Annotated in this window: 22 protein-coding genes, 2 pseudogenes and 3 riboswitches; of the genes and pseudogenes, 9 read left to right on the top strand and 15 right to left on the bottom strand. The window is 69.9% G+C overall.

The window, feature by feature from the left end; genetic code table 11:
- Positions 1–41: 41 nt before the first annotated feature.
- The 3 genes and pseudogenes from FCI23_RS60635 to FCI23_RS37595 all read right to left on the bottom strand — a co-directional run.
- Positions 42–215, bottom strand: a pseudogene (locus tag FCI23_RS60635) (oligopeptide/dipeptide ABC transporter ATP-binding protein); the annotation flags it as partial.
- A 100-nt stretch (positions 216–315) separates the two neighbouring features.
- Positions 316–939 (bottom strand): annotated as a pseudogene (locus FCI23_RS60630) (ABC transporter permease); the annotation flags it as partial.
- 4 nt (positions 940–943) lie between these two features.
- Positions 944–2,104 (bottom strand): ABC transporter substrate-binding protein, encoded by a 1,161-nt coding sequence (locus tag FCI23_RS37595; protein ID WP_136728656.1) that lies wholly within the window; start codon positions 2,102–2,104, stop codon positions 944–946.
- A 313-nt stretch (positions 2,105–2,417) separates the two neighbouring features.
- Here FCI23_RS37595 and FCI23_RS37585 point away from each other — a divergent pair, with 313 nt between their 5' ends.
- On the top strand, positions 2,418–3,005 hold the full coding sequence (locus FCI23_RS37585) for a hypothetical protein (RefSeq protein WP_169317101.1): 588 nt from the start codon (positions 2,418–2,420) through the stop codon (positions 3,003–3,005).
- Here FCI23_RS37585 and FCI23_RS37580 read toward each other — a convergent pair.
- From FCI23_RS37580 to FCI23_RS64095, 4 genes are read right to left on the bottom strand one after another with little or no spacing between them, the layout of a single operon-like run.
- Complete coding sequence (locus FCI23_RS37580) at positions 2,936–4,009, bottom strand: LLM class flavin-dependent oxidoreductase (RefSeq protein WP_136728653.1); 1,074 nt, start codon at positions 4,007–4,009, stop codon at positions 2,936–2,938. The genes FCI23_RS37585 and FCI23_RS37580 overlap by 70 nt on opposite strands.
- Positions 4,006–4,269 carry a hypothetical protein gene (locus FCI23_RS58555; protein WP_211265628.1) on the bottom strand — a complete coding sequence of 88 codons (264 nt, stop codon included), beginning with the start codon at positions 4,267–4,269 and terminating at the stop codon, positions 4,006–4,008. The genes FCI23_RS37580 and FCI23_RS58555 overlap by 4 nt, the downstream gene beginning before the upstream one ends.
- Positions 4,242–4,664 (bottom strand): LLM class flavin-dependent oxidoreductase, encoded by a 423-nt coding sequence (locus FCI23_RS58550; protein ID WP_211265627.1) that lies wholly within the window; start codon positions 4,662–4,664, stop codon positions 4,242–4,244. Before FCI23_RS58550 ends, FCI23_RS58555 begins: the two co-directional genes overlap by 28 nt.
- An 18-nt stretch (positions 4,665–4,682) precedes the next feature.
- On the bottom strand, positions 4,683–4,874 hold the full coding sequence (locus tag FCI23_RS64095; RefSeq protein WP_407646086.1) for a putative leader peptide: 192 nt from the start codon (positions 4,872–4,874) through the stop codon (positions 4,683–4,685).
- Positions 4,875–5,080: 206 nt separating this feature from the next.
- On the opposite strand from FCI23_RS64095, the gene FCI23_RS64090 reads away from it, so the two are divergent.
- The 6 genes from FCI23_RS64090 (at position 5,081) to FCI23_RS37555 (ending at position 9,058) form a co-directional block, all read left to right on the top strand.
- Positions 5,081–5,221 carry a putative leader peptide gene (locus tag FCI23_RS64090; protein ID WP_407646085.1) on the top strand — a complete coding sequence of 47 codons (141 nt, stop codon included), beginning with the start codon at positions 5,081–5,083 and terminating at the stop codon, positions 5,219–5,221.
- A gap of 232 nt (positions 5,222–5,453) precedes the next feature.
- The gene (locus tag FCI23_RS37570) at positions 5,454–6,725 is read left to right on the top strand and encodes an MFS transporter (RefSeq protein WP_322973948.1); all 1,272 of its coding nucleotides are present in this window, start codon (positions 5,454–5,456) and stop codon (positions 6,723–6,725) included.
- Between the two features lie 131 nt (positions 6,726–6,856).
- Complete coding sequence (locus tag FCI23_RS37565) at positions 6,857–7,015, top strand: hypothetical protein (protein WP_211265625.1); 159 nt, start codon at positions 6,857–6,859, stop codon at positions 7,013–7,015.
- A gap of 10 nt (positions 7,016–7,025) precedes the next feature.
- Positions 7,026–8,009, top strand: a complete 984-nt coding sequence (locus FCI23_RS37560; protein WP_322973947.1) for an LLM class flavin-dependent oxidoreductase — start codon at positions 7,026–7,028, stop codon at positions 8,007–8,009.
- A gap of 118 nt (positions 8,010–8,127) precedes the next feature.
- Positions 8,128–8,388, top strand: coding sequence for a hypothetical protein (locus FCI23_RS63265; RefSeq protein ID WP_322973946.1), 261 nt, complete (start codon positions 8,128–8,130; stop codon positions 8,386–8,388).
- A gap of 469 nt (positions 8,389–8,857) precedes the next feature.
- On the top strand, positions 8,858–9,058 hold the full coding sequence (locus FCI23_RS37555) for a TauD/TfdA family dioxygenase (RefSeq protein ID WP_246144459.1): 201 nt from the start codon (positions 8,858–8,860) through the stop codon (positions 9,056–9,058).
- Positions 9,059–9,221: 163 nt separating this feature from the next.
- Here FCI23_RS37555 and FCI23_RS37550 read toward each other — a convergent pair whose 3' ends face one another.
- From FCI23_RS37550 to FCI23_RS37520, 8 genes are all read right to left on the bottom strand, one after another.
- On the bottom strand, positions 9,222–10,055 hold the full coding sequence (locus FCI23_RS37550; RefSeq protein WP_136728650.1) for a DUF1684 domain-containing protein: 834 nt from the start codon (positions 10,053–10,055) through the stop codon (positions 9,222–9,224).
- Entirely contained in the window at positions 10,052–10,573 is a 522-nt protein-coding gene (locus FCI23_RS37545) for a flavin reductase family protein (protein ID WP_246144458.1), read from the bottom strand. Before FCI23_RS37545 ends, FCI23_RS37550 begins: the two co-directional genes overlap by 4 nt.
- Positions 10,570–11,700, bottom strand: coding sequence for an LLM class flavin-dependent oxidoreductase (locus FCI23_RS37540; protein ID WP_136728648.1), 1,131 nt, complete (start codon positions 11,698–11,700; stop codon positions 10,570–10,572). The genes FCI23_RS37545 and FCI23_RS37540 overlap by 4 nt, the downstream gene beginning before the upstream one ends.
- 14 nt (positions 11,701–11,714) lie before the next feature.
- On the bottom strand, positions 11,715–12,785 hold the full coding sequence (locus tag FCI23_RS37535; protein ID WP_136728647.1) for an LLM class flavin-dependent oxidoreductase: 1,071 nt from the start codon (positions 12,783–12,785) through the stop codon (positions 11,715–11,717).
- Positions 12,782–14,167 (bottom strand): NtaA/DmoA family FMN-dependent monooxygenase, encoded by a 1,386-nt coding sequence (locus FCI23_RS37530; RefSeq protein ID WP_136728646.1) that lies wholly within the window; start codon positions 14,165–14,167, stop codon positions 12,782–12,784. Before FCI23_RS37530 ends, FCI23_RS37535 begins: the two co-directional genes overlap by 4 nt.
- A 21-nt stretch (positions 14,168–14,188) precedes the next feature.
- A complete protein-coding gene (locus FCI23_RS37525) occupies positions 14,189–15,397 on the bottom strand; it encodes an LLM class flavin-dependent oxidoreductase (protein WP_211265624.1) in 1,209 nt (402 codons plus the stop codon).
- 106 nt (positions 15,398–15,503) lie between these two features.
- Positions 15,504–15,611 (bottom strand): putative leader peptide, encoded by a 108-nt coding sequence (locus FCI23_RS63260; protein ID WP_322973944.1) that lies wholly within the window; start codon positions 15,609–15,611, stop codon positions 15,504–15,506.
- A 62-nt stretch (positions 15,612–15,673) separates the two neighbouring features.
- Positions 15,674–15,786, bottom strand: a riboswitch (SAM riboswitch).
- Positions 15,751–16,578 (bottom strand): glutathione S-transferase C-terminal domain-containing protein, encoded by an 828-nt coding sequence (locus FCI23_RS37520; RefSeq protein WP_169317100.1) that lies wholly within the window; start codon positions 16,576–16,578, stop codon positions 15,751–15,753. Its footprint overlaps the riboswitch before it by 36 nt.
- Before the next feature lie 306 nt (positions 16,579–16,884).
- Positions 16,885–17,031: riboswitch (SAM riboswitch) on the bottom strand.
- Positions 17,032–17,160: 129 nt separating this feature from the next.
- A riboswitch (SAM riboswitch) is annotated at positions 17,161–17,269 on the top strand.
- A gap of 305 nt (positions 17,270–17,574) precedes the next feature.
- Here FCI23_RS37520 and FCI23_RS37515 point away from each other — a divergent pair.
- On the top strand, positions 17,575–18,570 hold the full coding sequence (locus FCI23_RS37515) for an amino acid ABC transporter permease (protein ID WP_136728644.1): 996 nt from the start codon (positions 17,575–17,577) through the stop codon (positions 18,568–18,570).
- A complete protein-coding gene (locus tag FCI23_RS37510; protein WP_136728643.1) occupies positions 18,567–19,343 on the top strand; it encodes an amino acid ABC transporter ATP-binding protein in 777 nt (258 codons plus the stop codon). Before FCI23_RS37515 ends, FCI23_RS37510 begins: the two co-directional genes overlap by 4 nt.
- Positions 19,344–19,349: the final 6 nt, after the last annotated feature.

The raw sequence follows: 19,349 nt of genomic DNA, 5'->3' as shown, positions 1-19,349 counted from the left end.
CGGCAACCATCGTCGGCGGCGGCGCAGCGGGTCGCGTAGGGGCAGCCATCCGGAGCCGGAGCCGGGCCAGGGCGGGACGCGGTGTCGGCGGAGAGCCGGGTGCCCTTGGCGTGGGCGGCGGGCACGGCGTCCAGCAGGGCCCGGGTGTAGGGGTGGCGGGGATCTCCGAGTACGTTGGCGGTGAGGCCCTGTTCGACTATCCGGCCGCCGTACATCACGGCGACGCGGTCGGCGAGCCGGGCCACCACGGACAGGTCGTGCCCACTCGGGGGACGGGGGCTGCGGTCCGAGACCGAGAAAGCTGAGTCCGGAGGCGGCGATGAGCGAGGAGCCGAAGCCGACCGTGGCGAGGACCAGCATGGGTCCGAGCGCGTTGGGGAGCACATGACGGATGATCAGCAACGGCCGGGGCAGGCCGAGTCCGATCGCGGCCTCGACGTATCCCGAACGGCGTAAGGAGAACGCGGTCAGCAGCAGGATGCCGGTCCAGTACGAGGGAGTGGAGACGGTCAGCAGTTCGGCGAACGTGGCGACCGCCCGCAGGACCGGGTTGCGCCCCGCCGTCGCCACCGCCGCGGTGACGGCGAGAGCGACAGCCAGGAACAGCGCGGCCAGGGCGAGTTGCACGGTCGGCCAGAGCTGGTCGCCGATCAGCGCGGTGACCGGCCGCTGGAGCTGGTACGACTCCCCGAAGTCACCACGGGCCAGGTGGCCCAGGTAGTGCAGGTACTGCACGGCGACCGGCTGGTCGAGTCCGTACTGGGCGGTGATCTGCGCCCGTACGGCCGGGGTCGCCGCCGTCCCCGGCCCGAGCATCACCGTCACCGGGTCGCCGGGGATGAGCTGGAGCGCGGCGAAGGCGACGGTGGCGGCGCCGAGCAGGACGGCGACCGCCGCCGCCAGCCGCTTGGCGACGCCGCGCAGGACGTGTGCCGTCATCACGTCACTTCCCGAGCCAGGTGTCGTAGAAGCTGACCCAGGTGTTGGGGTCGGTCTTCAGGCCGTGCACCTTGACGGAGGCGCCGACCACGGCGGTGCGGACGTAGAGCGGCACAATCAGGGCGAGGTCGATGGCGCGCTGCTGGGTCTTGCCGTACACGTCCTCGCGGGTGGTCTTGTCCAGGGTGGACTTCCCGGCATCGGTCCACTTGTCGAGGTCGGCGTCCTTGTAGAAGGTCGCGTTCTGGCCGCCCTTGCGGGGGTCGCTGGCGCTGTTGAAGTACAGCCGCAGGACGTCCGGGTCGAAGCGGCCCCAGCTGTAGTCGGCGATGGCCTCCTGGCCGCCGTAGACCTTGGTGATGTAGGTGCCGATGTCCAGGCGGGGGCGCTTGACCTCGATGCCGAGCTTCTTCAGGTCGGCCTGGATGGCCTGGCCGAGGGTGTCGCGCTGCTCGCGGATGTACTGCTGGGGCATCAGCGGCCACTCGATGGACAGCCGCTTGCCGTTCTTGGTGCGGTAGCCCGCGGAGTCGCGGGTGGTCCAACCGGCCTGGTCGAGAAGCTTGTTGGACAGGTCGGGGTCGTAGGGCCAGCTGTTCGCCAGGGAGCTGTCGTAGTAGGGCGTGGTCGGGGAGACCGGGCTCCAGGCGCGCTTGTAGACCCCGAAGTAGACGCTCTTGACGTCGGTGGCGATGTCGATGCCGCGCTGAACGGCCTTGCGGACCTTGATGTCGTTCAGCGGCGTCTGGGTGGTGTTCAGCACCAGGCTGTAGTTTGCCCCCGGCGCCTGCGAAGTGAGCGTCGTCAACTGGGAGTTGGCCTCGACGGCCTTGACATCGGTGGGCGCGACCGGGTCGGCGACCTGGACTTGGCCGCTGCTCAGGGCACCGGCGCGGACCGAGTCCTGGGTGAGGAAGCGGATGGTCAGCTTGTCGAGGTAGGCCGGGCCCTGGTGTGCCGCGGTGGAGGGGGCCCAGTTGTAGGCGGGGTTCCGGGTGAGGACCACGCTCTGGCCCTTGGTGTAGCTGGTGAAGACGAACGGGCCGGTGCCGACGTCCGCCGGACCGCCGGAGCCCAGCTTGGAGCCGTACTTCTTGATGGCCGCCGGGGAGTAGAAGCCCAGGTAGGAGGTGCTGGCAGTCCGCAGTGCGTGCAGTGCGCCCATTTCCAGCCGTGCTCGTGCAGTCGGTCGGGGGCCGGGTGGTGGCCCAGGGGTATAAACAGTTGAAGACCCTGGTTCCGGGAGAGCCCGTGCGGCTGGAGATCCATGCCCACGAGCCGTTCGCCGACGGTCATCGGTTCGCCGGGACCGGGGCGTACGAGGTGATCACCGCCACGGCTCACTACGCGGTCGATCCGGCCGCGCCCGCCCATCGATCGATTGCCGACCTCGCGCTCGCACCCCGCGACAACACGGGGCGGTCCGGTTCAGCGGGGACGTCGAGATCTACCGGCCGGTCGACGGCGGGCGTCGACGGTTGTTCTTCGACTGGGGCAACCGGGGGAACAAGCGGGCCATCCAGTACTTCTGCGACGCCCCGCACACGAACCGCCCGCGGACGATCGCCGGTGCGGGCAACGGCTACCTGATGCCGCGCGGGTACACGATCATCTTCGGTGCGTGGCAGGGCGACCTGCTGCCCGGCGAAGGCCGGCTCCTGCTCGATCTCCCGGTGGCGGTCCGCGACAACAAACCCGTGCGGGGCCTGACGACGGCCGAGTTCATCGTGCAGGAGCCCACCTGGTCGCTTCCACTGTCGCGCTGGACGAACACCAGATCCTCGCCGGTCAGCGAGGCGGGTCAGCTCACCGCCCGGCTCACCCGGCGGCGCTACCCGCACAGTTCGGCGGAAGAGGTACCGGCGAAGACCTGGCGGTTCGCCCGGCTGCAAGGGGGCGGGGGTGACCTGCAGGGTGGTGCCGCGGGCGTCCAGTGGTCAGCGGGTGCCCGCTCCCGCCGGTCGGTCACCGGTGCTCTCCAGCGTAAGGCGGCCGTTCAGACCGGGTCCGGTTCCCGCAGCAGGTCGAGGAGCTGGTCCCCGATCCGCACGATCTCCTCCTTGTAGGGGGTGTCAGAGAGCACGAAGTGGGTGATGCCCAACTCACCGTACTTCCGCAGGGCCGCGGCGACATCGTCGGCGGAGCCGACGAGCCAGGTCGTGGCCGCGCCGCCGCCGCCGACCTTACCGGGAGTGGTGTAAAGGCAGGAGTCGAGCACCTCACCGCGCTGCGCGAGGTCGAAGAGCCGCTGCTGGCCCACGGCCCGCCGCCGGTGGCTGTTGAGGAGCGGATCCCCGGCGCCTGCCATCTTCGCCACTTTCGCCTCGGCGTCGCGCCATGCCTGCTCGGTGGTGTCCCGGACGAGCGTGGTGATCCGCAGCCCGAACTCCAGCGGAGGATGCTCCCGGCCGAGGGACTCAGCCAGTGCCTTGAGCCGGTCGATGCGCCCGGCGACGCCGTCCAGCGGCTCGCCCCAGAAGAGCTGGACGTCGGCCTCGGTAGCCGCGACGCGCTCCGCCGCGGCAGAGGCCCCGCCGAAGTACAGCCGCGGGTGCCGGCCATGCTCGGCACCGTAGGGCCGCGGGCTCACGGTGGAGCCTTCGACGCGGAAGAACTCGCCTCGGAAGGTGACGTTCTCCTCGCTCCACAGTCGCCGTACGAGTCGCAGGAACTCCTTCGTGCGGTCGTAGCGGCGCGCGGGGTCGAACTCCACGTCACCGTACGCTTCCAGATTGTCCAGACCGCTGACGATGTTGACGAGCAGACGCCCTTGGCTGAGCTGGTCGAGTGTGGCGGCGGCGCTCGCGAAGTGGGCCGGCTGCCAGTAGCCGGGCCGGGCCGCCACCAGGGGTTGGAAGGTGGTGGTGCGAGCGGCCAGCGCGGTCGCAACGGTGAAGGTGTCCGGACGTCCCCAGCCCGTGCCGAGGAGGGCACCGCCCCAGCCGTGGTCCTCCGCGGTGCGGGCGAGATCGGTGGAGAAGTCAAGGCTCCCCCACCCGTCCTTCGTGTCGTCGCCGCGGTGCCCGTGCTCAACCGTGTTGGGGATGTACCAGAGGAATTCCTGACTCATGCCACGGCTCCGATTCGCTTCTGCTCATGTCGGTCCGGGGTGGCCGAGGGACCGGCCAGCCCGAGGTTCTCGCACAGCGCCAGGCCCGGGTACTCGGTGTGGAGCAGGCTGCGCTGCTTGAGCAGCGGCACCACCAGCCGCGCGAAGTTCTCCAGGTCGACGGAGGTGTCCGCCGGCATGACGGTGAATCCATCGGCCGCACCGGCCCGGAACCAGAGCTCAAGGTCGTCGGCTATCTGCTCCGCGGAGCCGACGAGCAACCGGTGGCCGGACCCGCCGGCGGAGCGGTGGACCAGCTCGCGCACGGTGATCCCTCCCTCGGCGAGCAGCGCGCGCGTGCCCAGAATCCTTCCGAGGAGTTCTCCGCCGGACGGTCCGGCAGATCCTCCAGCCGGATCACGTCGTCGGGCCGTATGTGCGCGGGGTCCAGTCCCAGCGCTGCCGCCAGCCCCTGCGCCGACTGCTCGATCGGCAGCGTGTCGTACAGCTCGCGTTCACGGCGGCGCGCCTCCTGCTCGGTGGCCGCGACCAGCACCACCACCCCGAGCGAGATCTCCACCGAGTCGGGGTGGCGGCCGACGGCTGCCGCGCGCCGCCGGATGTCGTCGCGGAACGCGACGGCCTTGTCCTGGGTCTGCGCGACCGTGAAGACCACGTCGGCGTGCGAACGGTGTCATGCTCGACGACAGAGGGACGCGCTGGTGCGCGCCAGATCCACATGCAATCTGCGGTACAAGGCCGGGGCGGTCACGCGACCACGGTAGTCGGACGGGTTCGCCGCGGCGAGGGAGCGTAGTCGCTCCGGGCCCGTCGGTAGCCCGCTTCGAGCGTCGGGACAACCCTTGCGGCGCAGGTCAGGCCACATCGTTTCACTCGTATGAAAAATCGGCAGTCGAGTCAGAAGCCGATGCTGTGGCGAAAGTCATCCCCGGACCGACCGCCCGAGTGGTGCCGGCGGTTCGGCGAGGCATTGTTCAACGGTGGCCCAGCGGTTAACGTGAAGGGCGATCACACGCTTCAGCAGCAGATCCCTGAGCTGCTGATCGACCCGACGACTGTGAGGTGACCGGCATGCAGGCGCGACGCTCTGGCGGACGCGACGGCCGCATGCCGCATCACGGTGGGTCCTTCGAGCTGCGGGTCGCCCGGCGCCACGTCGACCTGCTCCGGGTGAGCAGCGCGCTGTGTCCGAGCACGTCTCCGGGCTGCTGAGCGCACTTGCCGCTCGCGCGCCGTTCGGCGCCGAGATCTGATCGCGCCTCGCGTGTACCGACGTGCCTCGCGCATCCCCTTTCCTGTGTCTGACGTCTGTCGCGTTTTCCCGTGTTCGGCGACTGCCGCGTTCGGCCTCCCCCGCACGCCTGACTGAGAGGATCACGGTGTCCGAGAGCACCGCACGACCAGGGGTGTTCGCCGCATTGCGGGTCCGTGACTACCGGGTCTACTGGAGTACGGCCTGGTCTCCAACATCGGCACCGCGATGCAGGGTGTGGCGCTGGACTGGTTCGTGCTGAACCTTACTCACAGCGGGACCGCGGTCGGCTGGGCTGCAGGTCTGCAGTTCGCCCCGGTCCTGATGTTCGGTCTGTGGGGAGGCGTGCTCGCCGACCGGTGCGACCGGCGCACCCTGCTGCTGTGGACCCAGTCGCTGTACGCGGTGCAGGCGCTGCTTCTCACGGTCCTAGTGCTGTCCGGCCATGCGCCGCTGTGGTTGATCTACCTGCTGTCGTTCGCCCTGGGCTGTGTGTTCACAGTGGAGAACCCCGCGCGGCTCTCCTTCGTCACGGAACTGGTCGGCGGATCCTTGATCCCGAACGCGGCGGGGCTGAACATCCTGTCCCTGAACGCCGCCCGTCTGATCGGACCCGCGATCGCCGGAGTGCTGATCGCCGTGATCGGCACGGGTTGGGTGTTCGCGGTGAACGCCGTGTCCTTCGCGGTCGTGACCACTGGCCTGCTGACGATTCGTCCCCGGGCGAAGCCGACCCCCGTGGAGCGGGATCCTTGGACGGGAGCGGGCGCGGCCGGGCTGAGCTATGTCGCCGCTCGGCCCGAACTGGTCGGAGTGTTCACGATCTTCGGTCTGGTCGCCACCTTCTCGCTGAACTTCTCCACGACGCTCACGCTGTTCGCCGGACGGATCTTCGACGTTGGTTCCAGCGGTCTCGGATTCATGTCGACCGCGCTGTCCGTCGGCACGATCGCCGGAACGCTCGCGGCCACCCGCCGTGCCTCGCCACGCGTGCGGACAGTGGTAATCGGCGCGGTGTTGTTCGGCGTCAGTGAGGCGCTGGCCGCGCTCATGCCGTCGTACCTCACCTTCCTGGTGATGCTGCTGCCCGCCGGATTCACGCTGATGACGCTCAACACGGCGGTCAGTGCCTTCGTTCAGTCGGAGGTCAGCGATGCCATGCGCGGCCGGGTGATGGCCGTCTACACGGTGGTCTCGATGGGAGGCGCTCCGCTCGGCGGTCCCCTGATCGGCTGGATCTCCCAGCACGCAGGGGTGCGCTGGGGACTGGCATCGGGTGGCGCGGCAGCCGTGGTCGCCGCCGTCACCGTGGCGCTCTGGCTGTCGCGGCAACACGCCGTCGCCCCTCGGCTGCTCCTCCGCGACCGGGCCGCTGCCGCCGATCCCCCTCGCTCTCCCACGCTGTCCGCTTCCAACTCGCCTGATCCTGAACCCATTTCGACCGGAGGCATTCCCCATGACTGACCGCGACGCCGGGCTTCCCCGCCTGCACCTCGCCCTGGAAGTCGACGGCGACGGCGCACACCCCGCCGCCTGGCGCCATTCGGGACGTCCACCAGGCCGAGTCGGTCGACGGGGTCAGGCTGCACCCCGCCGTGCTCGCCGTCGATCTGCCGGTCCTGGCCGAGCGGGTGCTGCCGAAACTGGCCGCCGCGGGGCTGCGGCGCGCACCCCGGCCCGGCGGCACCCTGCGCGAAACGCTCGGCCTTCCCCGTCCCGCTAACCGATTCGCCGCCGCGACCGCGACCGCCTGAGGTGAGTGCCATGACCGAACCCAATCCCCAACTTCACCTCGGCGTCTTCTTCACGGGCGTCGGGCCTCAGCTGATCTGGACTGACCCGGACGCGCCCTCGCACACGGCGATCGAGACGTTTGTCGAGATCGCGCAGGTCCTTGAACGCGGCCTGTTCGACGCGTTCTTCCTCGGCGAGGGACTGCGGGTACGGGAGAACCGGGGCCGGGTCTTCGACCTCGACGTGGCCGGCCGCCCCGACGCCATCACCCAGCTGTCCGCGCTCGCCGCCGTTACCGAGCGGATCGGCCTGGTGGCCACCCAGAACACCACCTACAACTATCCGGCCGATCTGGCCCGCCGGCTGGCGAGCCTGGACCTGTTGTCCGAGGGCCGGGCCGGATGGAACATCGTCACCACCGACAACGCCTGGACCGGAGCCAACTTCCGCCACGGAGGCTGGCTGGAGCACGAACGCCGCTACGATCGGGCCGGACAGTTCGTCGCCGCGGCCAAGGCGCTGTGGGCCTCCTGGGCTCCGGACGCCGTCGCTCCCGACGGGCATGCCGCGAGCTGGGCGCGGCCCGGTTCCATCAGCCCGGTGGAGCGGGACAGCAACCTCGTACAACTGCGCGCCACCGCCACCGTGCCTGGCAGCCGTCAGGGCCGTCCAGTGCTGTTCCAGGCCGGCGACTCCGACGGCGGCCGTGAACTCGCCGCCCGCCATGCCGACGTGGTCTTTTCCGCCAACACCGAGTACGGCAAGGCCGTGGCCTACGCCGCAGACCTGCGCGACCGGCTGGCCCGCCACGGCCGGACGCCGGACTCACTGCGGATCCTGCCGGGCGCGAGCCTCGTCCTCGGCGACACCCCGGCCGACGCGGAGGAGAAGGCCCGTTGGGTGCCGCGAGCAGGTCAACGGACCTCGGGCGATCGCCTTCCTGGAGCAGTACTGGGGCACCGACCTGTCCGGCTACGACCCGGACGGCCCGCTGCCCGACATCGAGCCCAGTGAGGACGAACTCGACCATTCCCGGGGCACGATCTCGATCGAGCGCCGCAGCGGCAAGCTGACCCTGATCCAGAAGTGGCGCGACCTCGCGGCCGAACGTGGCCTGTCTATACGTGAGTTGGTGATTGAGGTGTCTCCGGGCCACCCACCCTTCGTCGGTACCCCTTCGACCATTGCCGACGAGTGGACCCGCTACGTCCGCACCCGCGCTGTCGACGGCTTCAACATCGTGCCGCACCTGCTTCCGACCTCCATCACGGACATCGTCGACAAGCTCGTCCCGGAACTCCAGGAACGGGGCGTCTACCGCACCGAGTACCGGGGCACCACCCTGCGCGAACACCTCGACCTGCCGTCGCTTCCCGCTGGCAGCCATTCGTAGCGTTGGCTAACCCAGGGGGTGTCGGGTGTGGCTCTCAGTAGTCCGTCGACCGTAGCTGAAGCTGAACGGCCGCCCGACACCCCCGGCATCTGCTGTCGAGACGGGTGCCCAACGACGAAGAGGAACTGCCACGGCTCCTCGCCGACGCCTGCGGCCTGGGTAAAGACGTCACTTGGGCATCGACCTGGCCGACGGCGCCGCCGCCGTGCTGATCGATTTGCTGCTCAACCTCAGCCGACAAGCAGTCGCCGGACGGCCGTCCTGGCGGTGTGGATGAACGGCTCTCGCTTCGGCGGGATAAAGGGTGCGACGGCGGTCGAACGCCCGCTCCCGCACTGCCCCCAGTGCCCCAACCACCGAGTCTTCCTTCGCATGACCCCGCGTACATGACCCCGGTGCCCGGCGACGAGGAGGCCGCGCGGGCCCTGGAGGAGGCGTACGCCCTCATCGAGGGCGCAGCCTGCGGGACGTGGCCCTGGCACCGGGCGACATCCTGATCCTGGACAACTACCGGGGCGTGCACGGCAGGCGCCCCTTCGAGGCCAAGTACGACGGGCGGGACCGCTGGCTCAAGCGGGTCAGCGTCACCCGCGACCTGCGGCGGCAGCGCTGTGGGACTCTGTCGCCCGATTCGGCCGACCTGCCGAAACCGACCGGCGGCCAACGGTGAACGTGCTGGTGAGGCTGATCAAATCGGCCCTCACCGCGGATCGGGCGACAGAGTCCCACAACCTTGCCCAACGACCGATCCCCGAAGCGGCGTCGGCTCAGCCACGATTCGATCCGCGATCGTGGCCGTTGTCACCCCCACGAGCTACGTGCGGAAGACAGGCCTAGCGGCCGCCGGTGCGTTCGTACGGGATCTTCTCGCCGGCCTCGATGGCGACCGGCAGCTTGTTCTCGGCCGGCGGCAGCGGGCAGGTGGCCAGGTCGGTGAAGGCACAGGGCAGGTTGGTGGCGCGGTTGAAGTCAATGACCACCGTGCCCTGGTCGTCGGGCGGGGGGATGGAGACGCTGCGGTTGGCCGCGTAGGTCGTGACGCCGGAGGTGGCGTCGGTGAACAGGACCAGCAGGCTGCCGGGCTGCTTGCCGTTGAAGGCGGTGAGCCGGTATGTGCGGCCGTCCAGCGCGAAGTCGACCTGCCCGGGGGCGTCGTAGACGTGCTGGAGCCCCTCGACCGCGGCTCCCACGGTCACCGAGCGGGGAGCGTCGAACGGGAGGTAGCGGCCGGTCAGTGCCCAGCGGTGATCGGGGGCGTAGGCGGGGGTGTGGGTGTAGTCGAGCAGCAGCTTGTTGTCGGGGTGGCGCGGGCGCAGGATGTCGTGGCCGCCGCGCTTGGCGACCTCGATCGCGGCGTCGCCCGCTGTGGCCAGGAGGCTTGCCCGCTCCGCGATGACCCCGAAGTGGTACTGGCCGCGCACCACGGCGCCCTGGACGGTCAGTTCCTCGCCCTCATCCAGTTGGACCGTCACACCGTCGTCGGTGCTGGACCACGCTCCGGGCGCGTCGGGGAATCGGGTCGGCTCACCGTCGAGCCACCGCAGGCTGGTGACGGCGAGGAAGCCGTGCGGATCCGCCAGGTTCTGTTCGTGCTGGGCGTGCCATTCCTCCCACTGCCGGACGAAGTCCGTCCGGTCGGTGCCTGTGTCGGTGTGCTGGATCGTCATGTCGGCTCCTTGTCGGTGGCGGCGGTTTCCAAGCGGCGGAACCGGCTGGCGTGGAAGACCAGCGGTGCCACCGTGTGGTCGGTGTCCACTTCGTGGATCCGGAGCAGGACGATGTCGTGGTCGCCCGCCCGGATGTGCTGTTCGACGCTGCAGTCGAACCAGGCGCTCGCGCCCTCGATCAGCACCGCCCCGTCGGGGGTGGCGCGCCAGTCCAGGCCCGTGAAGCGGTCGCCGTCGTGTGCCGCGAGCTGCCGGCAGGCGGCTTCCTGGTGGACGCCGAGCACGCTGACACCGATGCGGGGGCGGTCGCGCAGCAGGGGCCAGGTGGTCGAGCTGTGGGCCACGCAGACCGAGACCAGCGGCGGATCCAGGGACACGGAGGTGAACGAGCTGGCGGCAAGGCCGACCGGCGTCCCGTCGGCCAGTGCGGCGATAGCCGTGACCCCGGTCGGGAACGCCCCGAAGACCCGCCGCAGCTGACCGGGTTCGATTCCCTGCCGGGTCCGGATCGCGGTCACCGCCGGCTCCATTCTCTGGCCAGCAGTTCGTAGGAGCGGACCCGGTCCGCGTGGCCGTGGGTGATGGTGGTGATGGTCAGCTCATCGGCGCCGGTGGCGTCGCGCAGCGTCTCCAGCTGGTCGGCGACCTGCTGTGGCGAACCGACGAACTGGGTGTCGACGCGGTCCGCGACCAGCGCGCGGTCTTCCTCGGTCCAGGCGTGCGCGCGGGCTTCGTCGGGAGTGGGGAAGGCAATCGCGCCCTCGCCGCTGCGGATGCTGCGCACCCACAGGCCGTAGCCAGTGGCCAGCTCGCGGGCGGTGACCTCGTCCTCGGCGACCACGACGTCGGCGGAGACAGTGACGTACGGTCGCGCCAGCTCGGCGGAGGGGACGAAGGCCGCTCGGTAGGCTTCGGCGGCCTCCAGTACGGTGGCTGGGCTGACGTGGTAGTTCGCGGCGAACCGCAGCCCGTTGGCGCCGGCGACCTCCGCGCTGATCCCGGCGCTGCTGCCCAGAATCCAGACTTCCACCTGGGCCTCTTCGCCGGGTACGACGTGCGCCTCGATCCCGTCGGCGGTTGCGTAGGTGCCGGCCAGCAGGGCGAGGATGTCGGCTATCTGCTCGTCGTAGGGCTGGGATTCGGCGCCCGGCTGCGCTAGCAGCTTCTTGTGCAGGGCGAAGCGCGGGGAGCGCAGCAGGTGCTCGAAGGAGAAGCGAGCCGGGATCTTCAGCCCGCCCGGGGTGCGGCCGTCCACGACGGCTGTGGCGCCGACCAGCGCCGGTTGCCGGGCGGGCGGCGCGGGCCGGCCGCCGGACCGGCCCAGGCCGAGGTCGAAGCGGCCGGGGTGCAGGGCGTCGAGCAGCCCGAACTCCTCGACAGTGGCCAGAGCGGTGCGGTGCCCGAGCTGGACCGCGCCGGAACCGAGCCGGATGGTGGAGGTCGCCGCCGCGGTCAGGGCGAGGACGACCGCCGGGGAGGTGCCCGCGACGCCGGGGTTGAGGTGGTGCTCGGCGAACCAGTAGCGGGCGTAACCGAGGCGCTCGGCCTGCTGGGCCAGATCAATGCTGTTGCGCAGCGCCTGGCTCGCGGTGGACCCGGACGAGATCGGCACGAGGTCCAGAACAGCCAAGGGAGTGTTGGCCATGATGGTTCTCCTTGTCAGTGGGTCGCAGCGGGCGCGACCGGGCCCCAGGCGAACGGCGGGTCGGGGATCTCACGGCGCAGCGTGGGTGCGATGTCGGACTGGAACAGCTCCAGGTTGTCGCGGTGCTGGGCGTCGGTGAGGCCGTCGGCGTCCGCCTGAAGACTCAGCACGCTGTGGCCGAACCGCTCGTGGTAGCGGTGTACCTTCTCGATCACCTGCTGCGGGCTGCCGATCAGGGCGGAGCTGCGCTCGACGAAGTCGTCCAGGGTGGGGAAGACCGGTTCCAGACCGCGCTGCTTCTGGTAAGCCAGGCGGCCCTCGAAGACCGGTCGGTAGGCCGCCACAGCCTCCTGCGATGTGCGGGCCGCGTAGTAGCCGGCCGCGCCCGCGCCGACGGTGGCCAGGGCCGGGTCGTGGCCGTAGTGCTCCCAACGCTCCCGGTAGTAGCGGATGAGTTCGGCGTACGGCTCTATCGGATTGGTGCCGTTGGCCGAGAAGAGCGGGTCGCCGTAGCGGGCTGCGAGGTCGACGGACTCCCGGCTGGTCGCGCTGCCGTGCCAGATCCGGATCGGCTGCTGGAGCGGCCGGGGCCAGACCTCGGCCTCGTTCAGTTCCGGGCGGAAGCGCGACGCGTACGTCACCTTGTCCTGCCGCCAGATCCGGCGGAACAGCTCGTACGACTCGGCGTTGCGGTCCCACTGGTCCTCGGGGGTGACGTGGAACAGCTCGCGCTGGGCCGCGCCGTTGCCCTTGCCGATGATCAGTTCGAGCCGGCCCTGGGAGAGGTGGTCGAGGGTCGCGTAGTCCTCGTACGCCCGCACCGGGTCGAGCAGGCTCAGCGTCGTCACGGCGGTGAACAGCCGGATCCGCTGGGTGAGGGCGGCGAGGTGGCTGAGCACTACCGTCGGCGAGGACGAGATGAACGGCCGCTCGTGGCGCTCGCCGACGCCGAAGCCGTCGAAGCCCAGTTCCTCGGCGAGCAGGGCGTTGTCGGTCACCTCCCGGAAGCGGTCCTGGGTGGACTTCTGCACGCCGGTCACAGGGTCCGGGGCGTGCACGATCAAGGTGATGGCCAGGAACTTCACGACGCCACCCGCTCGGCCGGCGCGTCGGCGTCGGGGTGGGCGAGGCCGAGGTGTTCCCGCAGGGTGGTGCCCTCGTACTCCGTGCGGAACACGCCGCGCTCCTGGAGCAGCGGGACTACGGTGTCGGCGAAGACGTCCAGACCGCCGGGGGTGATGTGCGGGACGAGGATGAACCCGTCGCTGGCGTCGGCCTGCACGAAGGAGTTGATGGTCTCGGCGACCGTGGCCGGGGAGCCGACGAAGGACTGGCGGGTGCCGGTCTCGATGACCAGATCCCGGATCGACCACTTGTGAGCGGCCGCGAGCTCCCGCCACTCCCGGGCCGTGGCCAGCGGGTCTCGGTACATCCGCACTTGGGCGCGACCGCGGGCGATGGTGTGCTCGCCGAGGTCCGGGTCGACGTCGGGGAGCGGGCCCTCCGGGTCGTACGCGGACAGGTCGCGGTTCCAGACGAATTCCAGGTGCTTGATCGCGGTGGCCCCGCTGACCTGCTGCCGGCGCACTTCGCGGGCCAGCTCCTGCGCCTCGGCGTCCGTGTCGCCGAGGACGAAGGTCGCGGCGGGCAGGATCAGCAGCTGGTCGTGGGTGCGGCCGTGGCGGGCGAGGCGGCTCTTGACGTCCTTGTAGAACGCCTGACCTTCCTTGAGGGTGCTGTGGCGGCTGAAGATCGCGTCCGCGCTCGACGCCGCGAACTCGCGTCCATCCTCGGAGTCGCCGGCCTGGAAGATGACCGGGCGTCCCTGTGGGCTGCGCGGGACGTTGAACTGTCCGGCGATGTCGAAGTGCTGTCCCTTGTGCACGAAGGCGCCGGCCCGCGCGTCCCGCAGGAAGGTGCCGGACTCCTTGTCGGCGGCTATCTCGTCGCCCTGCCAGGAGTCGAACAACTCGGTGGTGGTGCTCAGGAACTCCTTCGCCCGCGAGTAGCGCTCGTTCTGCGGCAGGAAGCCGCCGCGGCGGAAGTTCTCGCCGGTGAAGGCGTCCCACGAGGTGACGACGTTCCAGGCGGCGCGGCCGTCCGACAGGTGGTCGAGGCTGGCGAACTGGCGGGCCACCTCGTAGGGCTCGTTGAAGGTCGAGTTGATCGTACCGGTCAGGCCGAGGCGTTCGGTGACGGCGGCGAGCGCGGTCAGGACGGTGAAGGTGTCGGGCCGCCCGACGACGTCCAAGTCGTAGATTTGACCGCCCTGTTCACGCAGCCGCAGTCCCTCGGCGAGGAAGAGGAAGTCGAACTTGGCGCGCTCGGCGGTCTGCGCGAAGTGTACGAACGAGCTGAACTCGACGTGGCTGCCCGCCTTGGGGTCGCTCCATACGGTGGTGTTGTTGACGCCGGGGAAATGCGCGGCGAGGTGGATCTGCTTCAGTGGTTTGGCGGACTTGCTCATTACTCGTACGGTCCTTCCGGCTCAGGCGGCGGCGTAGCGGTTGGCGGGGCGGGTCAGGCCGAGCAGTCCGCGCAGGGTGCTCGCCTCGTACGCGGTACGGAAGGCGCCACGGCGCTGGAGTTCGGGCACGAGGTGGCGGGTGATCTGCTCCAGGTCGTACGGAAGGGCGGCGGGCCGCAGCCGGAAGCCGGTCAATCCGGCGTTGCGCAATTCCTCGAGCAGGTCCGCGAGTTGCGCGGGCGTCCCGGTGAAGACGCGGGCGTCGCTGCTGTACTCGGCGCCGGCACGTTCGTCCAGGCGGGCCTTGCGGTCCGCGGCGGCACCGGGGTCGTCGTCGAGGAAGACCACCAGGTCGCCGAAGACGTGCACGGTCTCGTCGGCGCGGCCGGCGGAGGCCTGCGCCGCGCGGATCTCGGCCAGGATGGCCCGGGCGTCATCGGCGCCGCCCGGGGTGACGAATCCGAGGTCGGCCGAGCGGGCGACCAGTTCGTACGGGACGGTCGCGTGCGCCAGCGCGGCAACGAGCGGCTGTCCCTGGGGCGGGCGCGGGGTGATCGAGGGGCCCTTCACGCTGAAGTGCGCGCCCTCGAAGTCGATGTAGTGCAGCTTGTCGCGGTCGATGAAGCGGCCGGTGGCGACATCGCGGATCTCCGCGTCGTCCTCCCAGCTGTCCCAGAGCCGGCGCAGCACCTCGACGTAGTCGGCGGCTTCGTCGAACAGCTCCTTGACCCATGACTGTGCCGCTACCGTGGCCAGGTCCTCGATCCGCAGGCCCGGCACCGTACGACGGCCGAAGTGCGTGGCCTCGTCTGCGCGTCCGGAGACCCTGACCTGGATTCCGGCCCGTCCGGTGCTCACGTAATCGAGGGTGGCGATCGCCTTCGAGAGGTGGAAGGGCTCGGTGTGGGTCACCACGGCGGTCGGGATCACCCCGATGTTCCGGGTCAGCGGCGCCACCCGGGCGGCGATCAGTACCGCGTCCAGCCGGCCCCGTACCTGGTCGGTGCGCTCGTCCGGCTCGACGTACCGGGAGGTCTGGAGGCTCAGCGAGTCATCGATGGTCACGAAGTCCAGCAGACCCCGCTCGGCCTCGGTGACCAGGCCGGTCCAGTACCGCGGGGTGAACAGTTCGTCGGGCCGGGCGTCGGGCTCCCGCCAGGCCGCGGGATGCCAGCCGGCGCCGTCGAGGGCGACGGCCAGGTGGAGGGCTGCGTGTGATGCTCGGGGCATGGGCGTACTGCTTCCTATGAGCATGCCGAAAGACGTCCGCGCCCGTGCTCAGTCGGGGTGGAGGGTCGGCGAAAGGGAGAGAAGAGGGCCAGGTGCGGGAAATGGCCTAAGCGGCCGGGTGTCGCGCGGCGACGGACTCGTAGGCCGGACACAGGGCGGCGGCGACGCGCTGGAGATCGATGTGCCGCCGCGAGTACGTGGCGGTGGTGATCATGGGCCGCTGAGGGGCTCCCCGCACTGCCGTCACCTCCATCCCGATCGGCTCGCGCCGTCTCGGGCTCGCGCTTGCGGAACCGTCTTCGGCTCCGCCCGGTCGTCACCTGGAGCACCCCGCCGCGCGGGAGGGTTGCCGTTCAGCAAGCCAGGGCTTGACGCTGACACTCATGACCTGCCAGCACCGTAACCCGGCTTTGGTCTACGACACAATCCTTGTCGGATGAACACAGATCCTGACCGCTGTGTTCCCGCTTTCCCTCCGTACGCGGAATGTCGTGGAAAGCCGGATGGGCACCCAGCCGCCGTACATACGACCAGAGGCGGTCACGGGCGGCGACGCGCCGCACGGCGTCGGCGTCCAGGTGGACGAGGGCCACCCACAGATCCACGTCCGCGGCAGTCAGCATCTCGCCCAACACGTAAGGTTGCGAGGCCAGTTGACGCTCCAGGAGATCCAGCGCCGGGTCCTGGGCGAGGTCCTCGGCGAGGAGTTCGCGGACGGCGTCGATGTCGGCGGCCAGGGCGGCGGGCCGCAGGCGGGGCAGATCCGCGTTGTCCTGGTCGGTGAAGTGGAGGGCGAGGTCGTCGAGGATGTCGGGGGTGTGGTTGCTCACAACCCGTCCGCTCCACACGTCGCACAGCGCGGGCACGGTCAGCGGACCGTCGTAATGGTGCCAGGTGGTCTCGTAGGCCGTGCGCAGCGCTGTGAGCGCGTCGCAGGCGCCGGCCGGGGACGGAAGGAATGTGGTGCTGACCGAGTCCTCGAGTCCGAGCAGGCCGAGGGTGATCGAGACACGCAGCGAGAGCGGACAGCCCAGCGAGAGATACAGGTGGTAGCGGTGCGCCGCCGGATAGTAACCGCCGCCCGGATCGGCGCCGATCCGGGCGCGGAAATGCGGGGGCGGGCCGGGGTGGGGATCGCGAAGCGTCGACGGGAACGACGTCTGCGTAAAGGTCTCGGACATGGCTCTCTCCATGGGTGCGGTGGAGCCCCAGTGGCTTCTTCGGCGCCGGTGGCCGTACGGGAGGAGGGTTCGGCGGCGCGCGGCAACGCACAACGCACGGACCCGGGAGCGCGATTGCGGACCGGTTCGGCTCAGGCGGTCGGAGCGCAGCCGCTGCGGAGCCGCAGCAGATCGATGTGGCGGCGCCTGGTCAGCAAGCGCGGACGCGGCAGCGGCGCCGGCCGGAAGGTCCGACAGGCGCTCTTGCTCTTCTCGGATGTCCTGGGCATCTCCGCCGGTCCCGTCATCGGGCCTCGCGAGACAACGAGACCGCACTTGCCCCACCGCACCGTTGGGACCTGGTCGTCACCCGGGGCACCCCGTCGCGGTGGAAGGGTTGCCTGTCAGCGGGCCGGGGCCGATGACCCACCCGAGCAGGGACTCCTGCGCGGGTGAGCGCTGACAATCGTGACCGTCGCCAAACAGTGTGAGTGCGCTCCGGTGGGCCGTCAAGAAGGCGGTACGGCGAGATCTCGGCAGGGACCGGGTGTTGAGACGGCGTTGACATTTTTCCGATTACGGCCCTACCTTCCGATACAGAACGGTCATGAGCGTCAGCGACAAGCCCTGGCTTGCTGACCGGCAACCCTCGCATCGCGGTGGGGTGCCCCAGGTGACGACCAGACCGAAGGACGTTCGGTAAGCGCGAGGCCCCGTGGGGCGGAATGGTGATGGTGGCGGCGATGTACGCAGGTCCGGGGATGGCCGCATGGCGGCGCCACGGTCGCGTTGCGGCGTACCTGAACCGGCACATCGACCTGCTCCACGTCAACAGCGCACTGTGTACGGCCCCCAGCAGCGCCCTCTGTCAGGGCTGACGGCCTCCTGACGCACGCCTCCGGCTGCGTCCCTCCTCGTCAGACCCGCCCGTGGGGCATGTTCTCCCCCACCCTGGCATCCCACTCCGTCGTGCCGTAGCCCTCCCGGCCGCAATGTTCGAATTTGCTGGAGTTCCCCATGAGTGAGCCCCTTGTCCCTGTTGTAACCTCCGGTGCGGCCCCGCCCCCGGCAGCGGTGCCATCGGCCGCCGGGGCGCGCCCGTTGTCGGCGCAGCGGGTGATTCCGCTGCGGCATCCGGGCCGGTGGATCGCCACCGCTGTGGTGCTGGTGCTGGCGGCCCAGGTCGCGCACGGGCTGGTCACCAACCCGTTCTACCAATGGGACCGGTTCCAGTACTGGTTCGTGCGGCCGGTGATCGTCGACGGCCTGGTAATCACCCTTGAGGTGACCGCCTTCAGTGCCGTGCTCGGGCTGGTCGGCGGCATCGTGCTGGCGCTGGCGAGGCTGTCCCGGAGCCCGGTGCTGCGGGCGGTGAGCTGGATCTACATCTGGCTGTTCCGCTCGGTGCCGCTGATCGTGGTGCTGCTGTTCCTCTACAACTTCAGTGCGCTGTACCACACGTTGAGCGTCGGCATCCCCTTCGGACCCGCCTTCGTACGCTTCGACGAGACCCGACTGGCCACCGACATGGTGATCGCCGTCATCGGTCTCAGCCTCAACGAGGCCGCCTACGCCGCCGAGGTGGTGCGGGCCGGCATCCTGTCCGTCGACCAGGGCCAGCACGAGGCCGCCGCCGCTCTCGGACTGCCCAAGCGCTACCAGTTCGCCCGGATCGTCTTCCCCCAGTCCCTGCGGGCCGTCATCCCCTCCTACGTCAACCAGCTGATCGGCCTGGTCAAGAGCACCTCACTGGTCTTTTACGTGTCGCTGCTCGACCTGTTCGGCTCAGTGCAGAGCATGGGCAGCACCTACCCCGGCGACATCGTGCCGCTGCTGCTGGTCGCCACCATCTGGTACGTGATCCTCACCAGCGTCGTCTCCGTCGTCCAGTTCTACGTGGAGCGGTACTACTCACGCGGCGCGCTGCGCACCGTCCCCCCAACCCCCTTGCAGAAACTCCGGGCAGCCCTGTGGGACCTGCGGGCCCGCATCCAGAGGGAGACGGCGATATGACCACCGAGATACGCCCGGCGGCAGTCGAGGTCCATGACGTCCACAAGTGGTACGGCGCGCACCGGGTGCTCGACGGAGTCGACCTGACGGTGCAGCCGGGGGAGGTCACGGTGATCCTCGGGCCGTCCGGCTCGGGCAAGTCGACCCTCCTGCGGGTGATCAACCATCTGGAGAAGCCCGAGATCGGCTACGTCAGCCTCAACGGCGAGCTGATCGGCGTGCGCCGGCACGGAGAACGTCTCAAGGAGCTGAGCGAGCGGGCGATCCTCGCCCAACGCAGCCGGATCGGCTTCGTCTTCCAGAACTTCAACCTCTTCCCGCACCTGACCGTGCTGGACAACGTCGCCGCCGCCCCGGTCGCCACCGGCCTGCTGCGCAAACCCGAGGCCCTGGAACTGGCCCGCACCCTGCTCGGCCGGGTGGGGCTGGCCGACAAGTCCGGGGCGTATCCCCGGCAGTTGTCCGGCGGCCAGCAGCAACGCGTGGCCATTGCCCGTGCCCTCGCCCTGCGGCCCGGGGTGATCCTCTTCGACGAACCGACCTCGGCCCTGGACCCGGAACTCGTCGGCGAGGTGCTGGCCGTCATCAAGGACCTGGCCCGCAGCGGCACCACTCTGATCATCGTCACCCACGAGATCGGCTTCGCCCGCGAGGTCGCCGACCGGATCGTGTTCGTGGACGGCGGCCGGGTCGTCGAAGAAGGTCCGCCCGCCGACATACTCGACCGCCCCCAACACCAGCGGACCCGCGAATTCCTCAGCAAGGTCCTCTGACCCAGT

It is taken from the genome of Actinacidiphila oryziradicis, from assembly GCF_005047355.1.
In the GTDB taxonomy this organism is placed as follows: Bacteria; Actinomycetota; Actinomycetes; order Streptomycetales; family Streptomycetaceae; genus Actinacidiphila; species Actinacidiphila oryziradicis.
This window is presented reverse-complemented; position numbering and strand designations above follow the sequence as displayed.

Coding starts and splice junctions, on each gene's coding strand:
- FCI23_RS37595 (WP_136728656.1), bottom strand. CDS start 2,104: ATGGGCGCACTGCACGCACTGCGGACTGCCAGCACCTCCTACCTGGGC.
- FCI23_RS37580 (WP_136728653.1), bottom strand. CDS start 4,009: ATGAGTCAGGAATTCCTCTGGTACATCCCCAACACGGTTGAGCACGGG.
- FCI23_RS64095 (WP_407646086.1), bottom strand. CDS start 4,874: ATGTGGCCTGACCTGCGCCGCAAGGGTTGTCCCGACGCTCGAAGCGGG.
- FCI23_RS64090 (WP_407646085.1), top strand. CDS start 5,081: ATGCAGGCGCGACGCTCTGGCGGACGCGACGGCCGCATGCCGCATCAC.
- FCI23_RS37560 (WP_322973947.1), top strand. CDS start 7,026: ATGACCGAACCCAATCCCCAACTTCACCTCGGCGTCTTCTTCACGGGC.
- FCI23_RS37550 (WP_136728650.1), bottom strand. CDS start 10,055: ATGACGATCCAGCACACCGACACAGGCACCGACCGGACGGACTTCGTC.
- FCI23_RS37540 (WP_136728648.1), bottom strand. CDS start 11,700: ATGGCCAACACTCCCTTGGCTGTTCTGGACCTCGTGCCGATCTCGTCC.
- FCI23_RS37530 (WP_136728646.1), bottom strand. CDS start 14,167: ATGAGCAAGTCCGCCAAACCACTGAAGCAGATCCACCTCGCCGCGCAT.
- FCI23_RS37525 (WP_211265624.1), bottom strand. CDS start 15,397: ATGCCCCGAGCATCACACGCAGCCCTCCACCTGGCCGTCGCCCTCGAC.
- FCI23_RS63260 (WP_322973944.1), bottom strand. CDS start 15,611: ATGATCACCACCGCCACGTACTCGCGGCGGCACATCGATCTCCAGCGC.
- FCI23_RS37520 (WP_169317100.1), bottom strand. CDS start 16,578: ATGTCCGAGACCTTTACGCAGACGTCGTTCCCGTCGACGCTTCGCGAT.
- FCI23_RS37515 (WP_136728644.1), top strand. CDS start 17,575: ATGAGTGAGCCCCTTGTCCCTGTTGTAACCTCCGGTGCGGCCCCGCCC.
- FCI23_RS37510 (WP_136728643.1), top strand. CDS start 18,567: ATGACCACCGAGATACGCCCGGCGGCAGTCGAGGTCCATGACGTCCAC.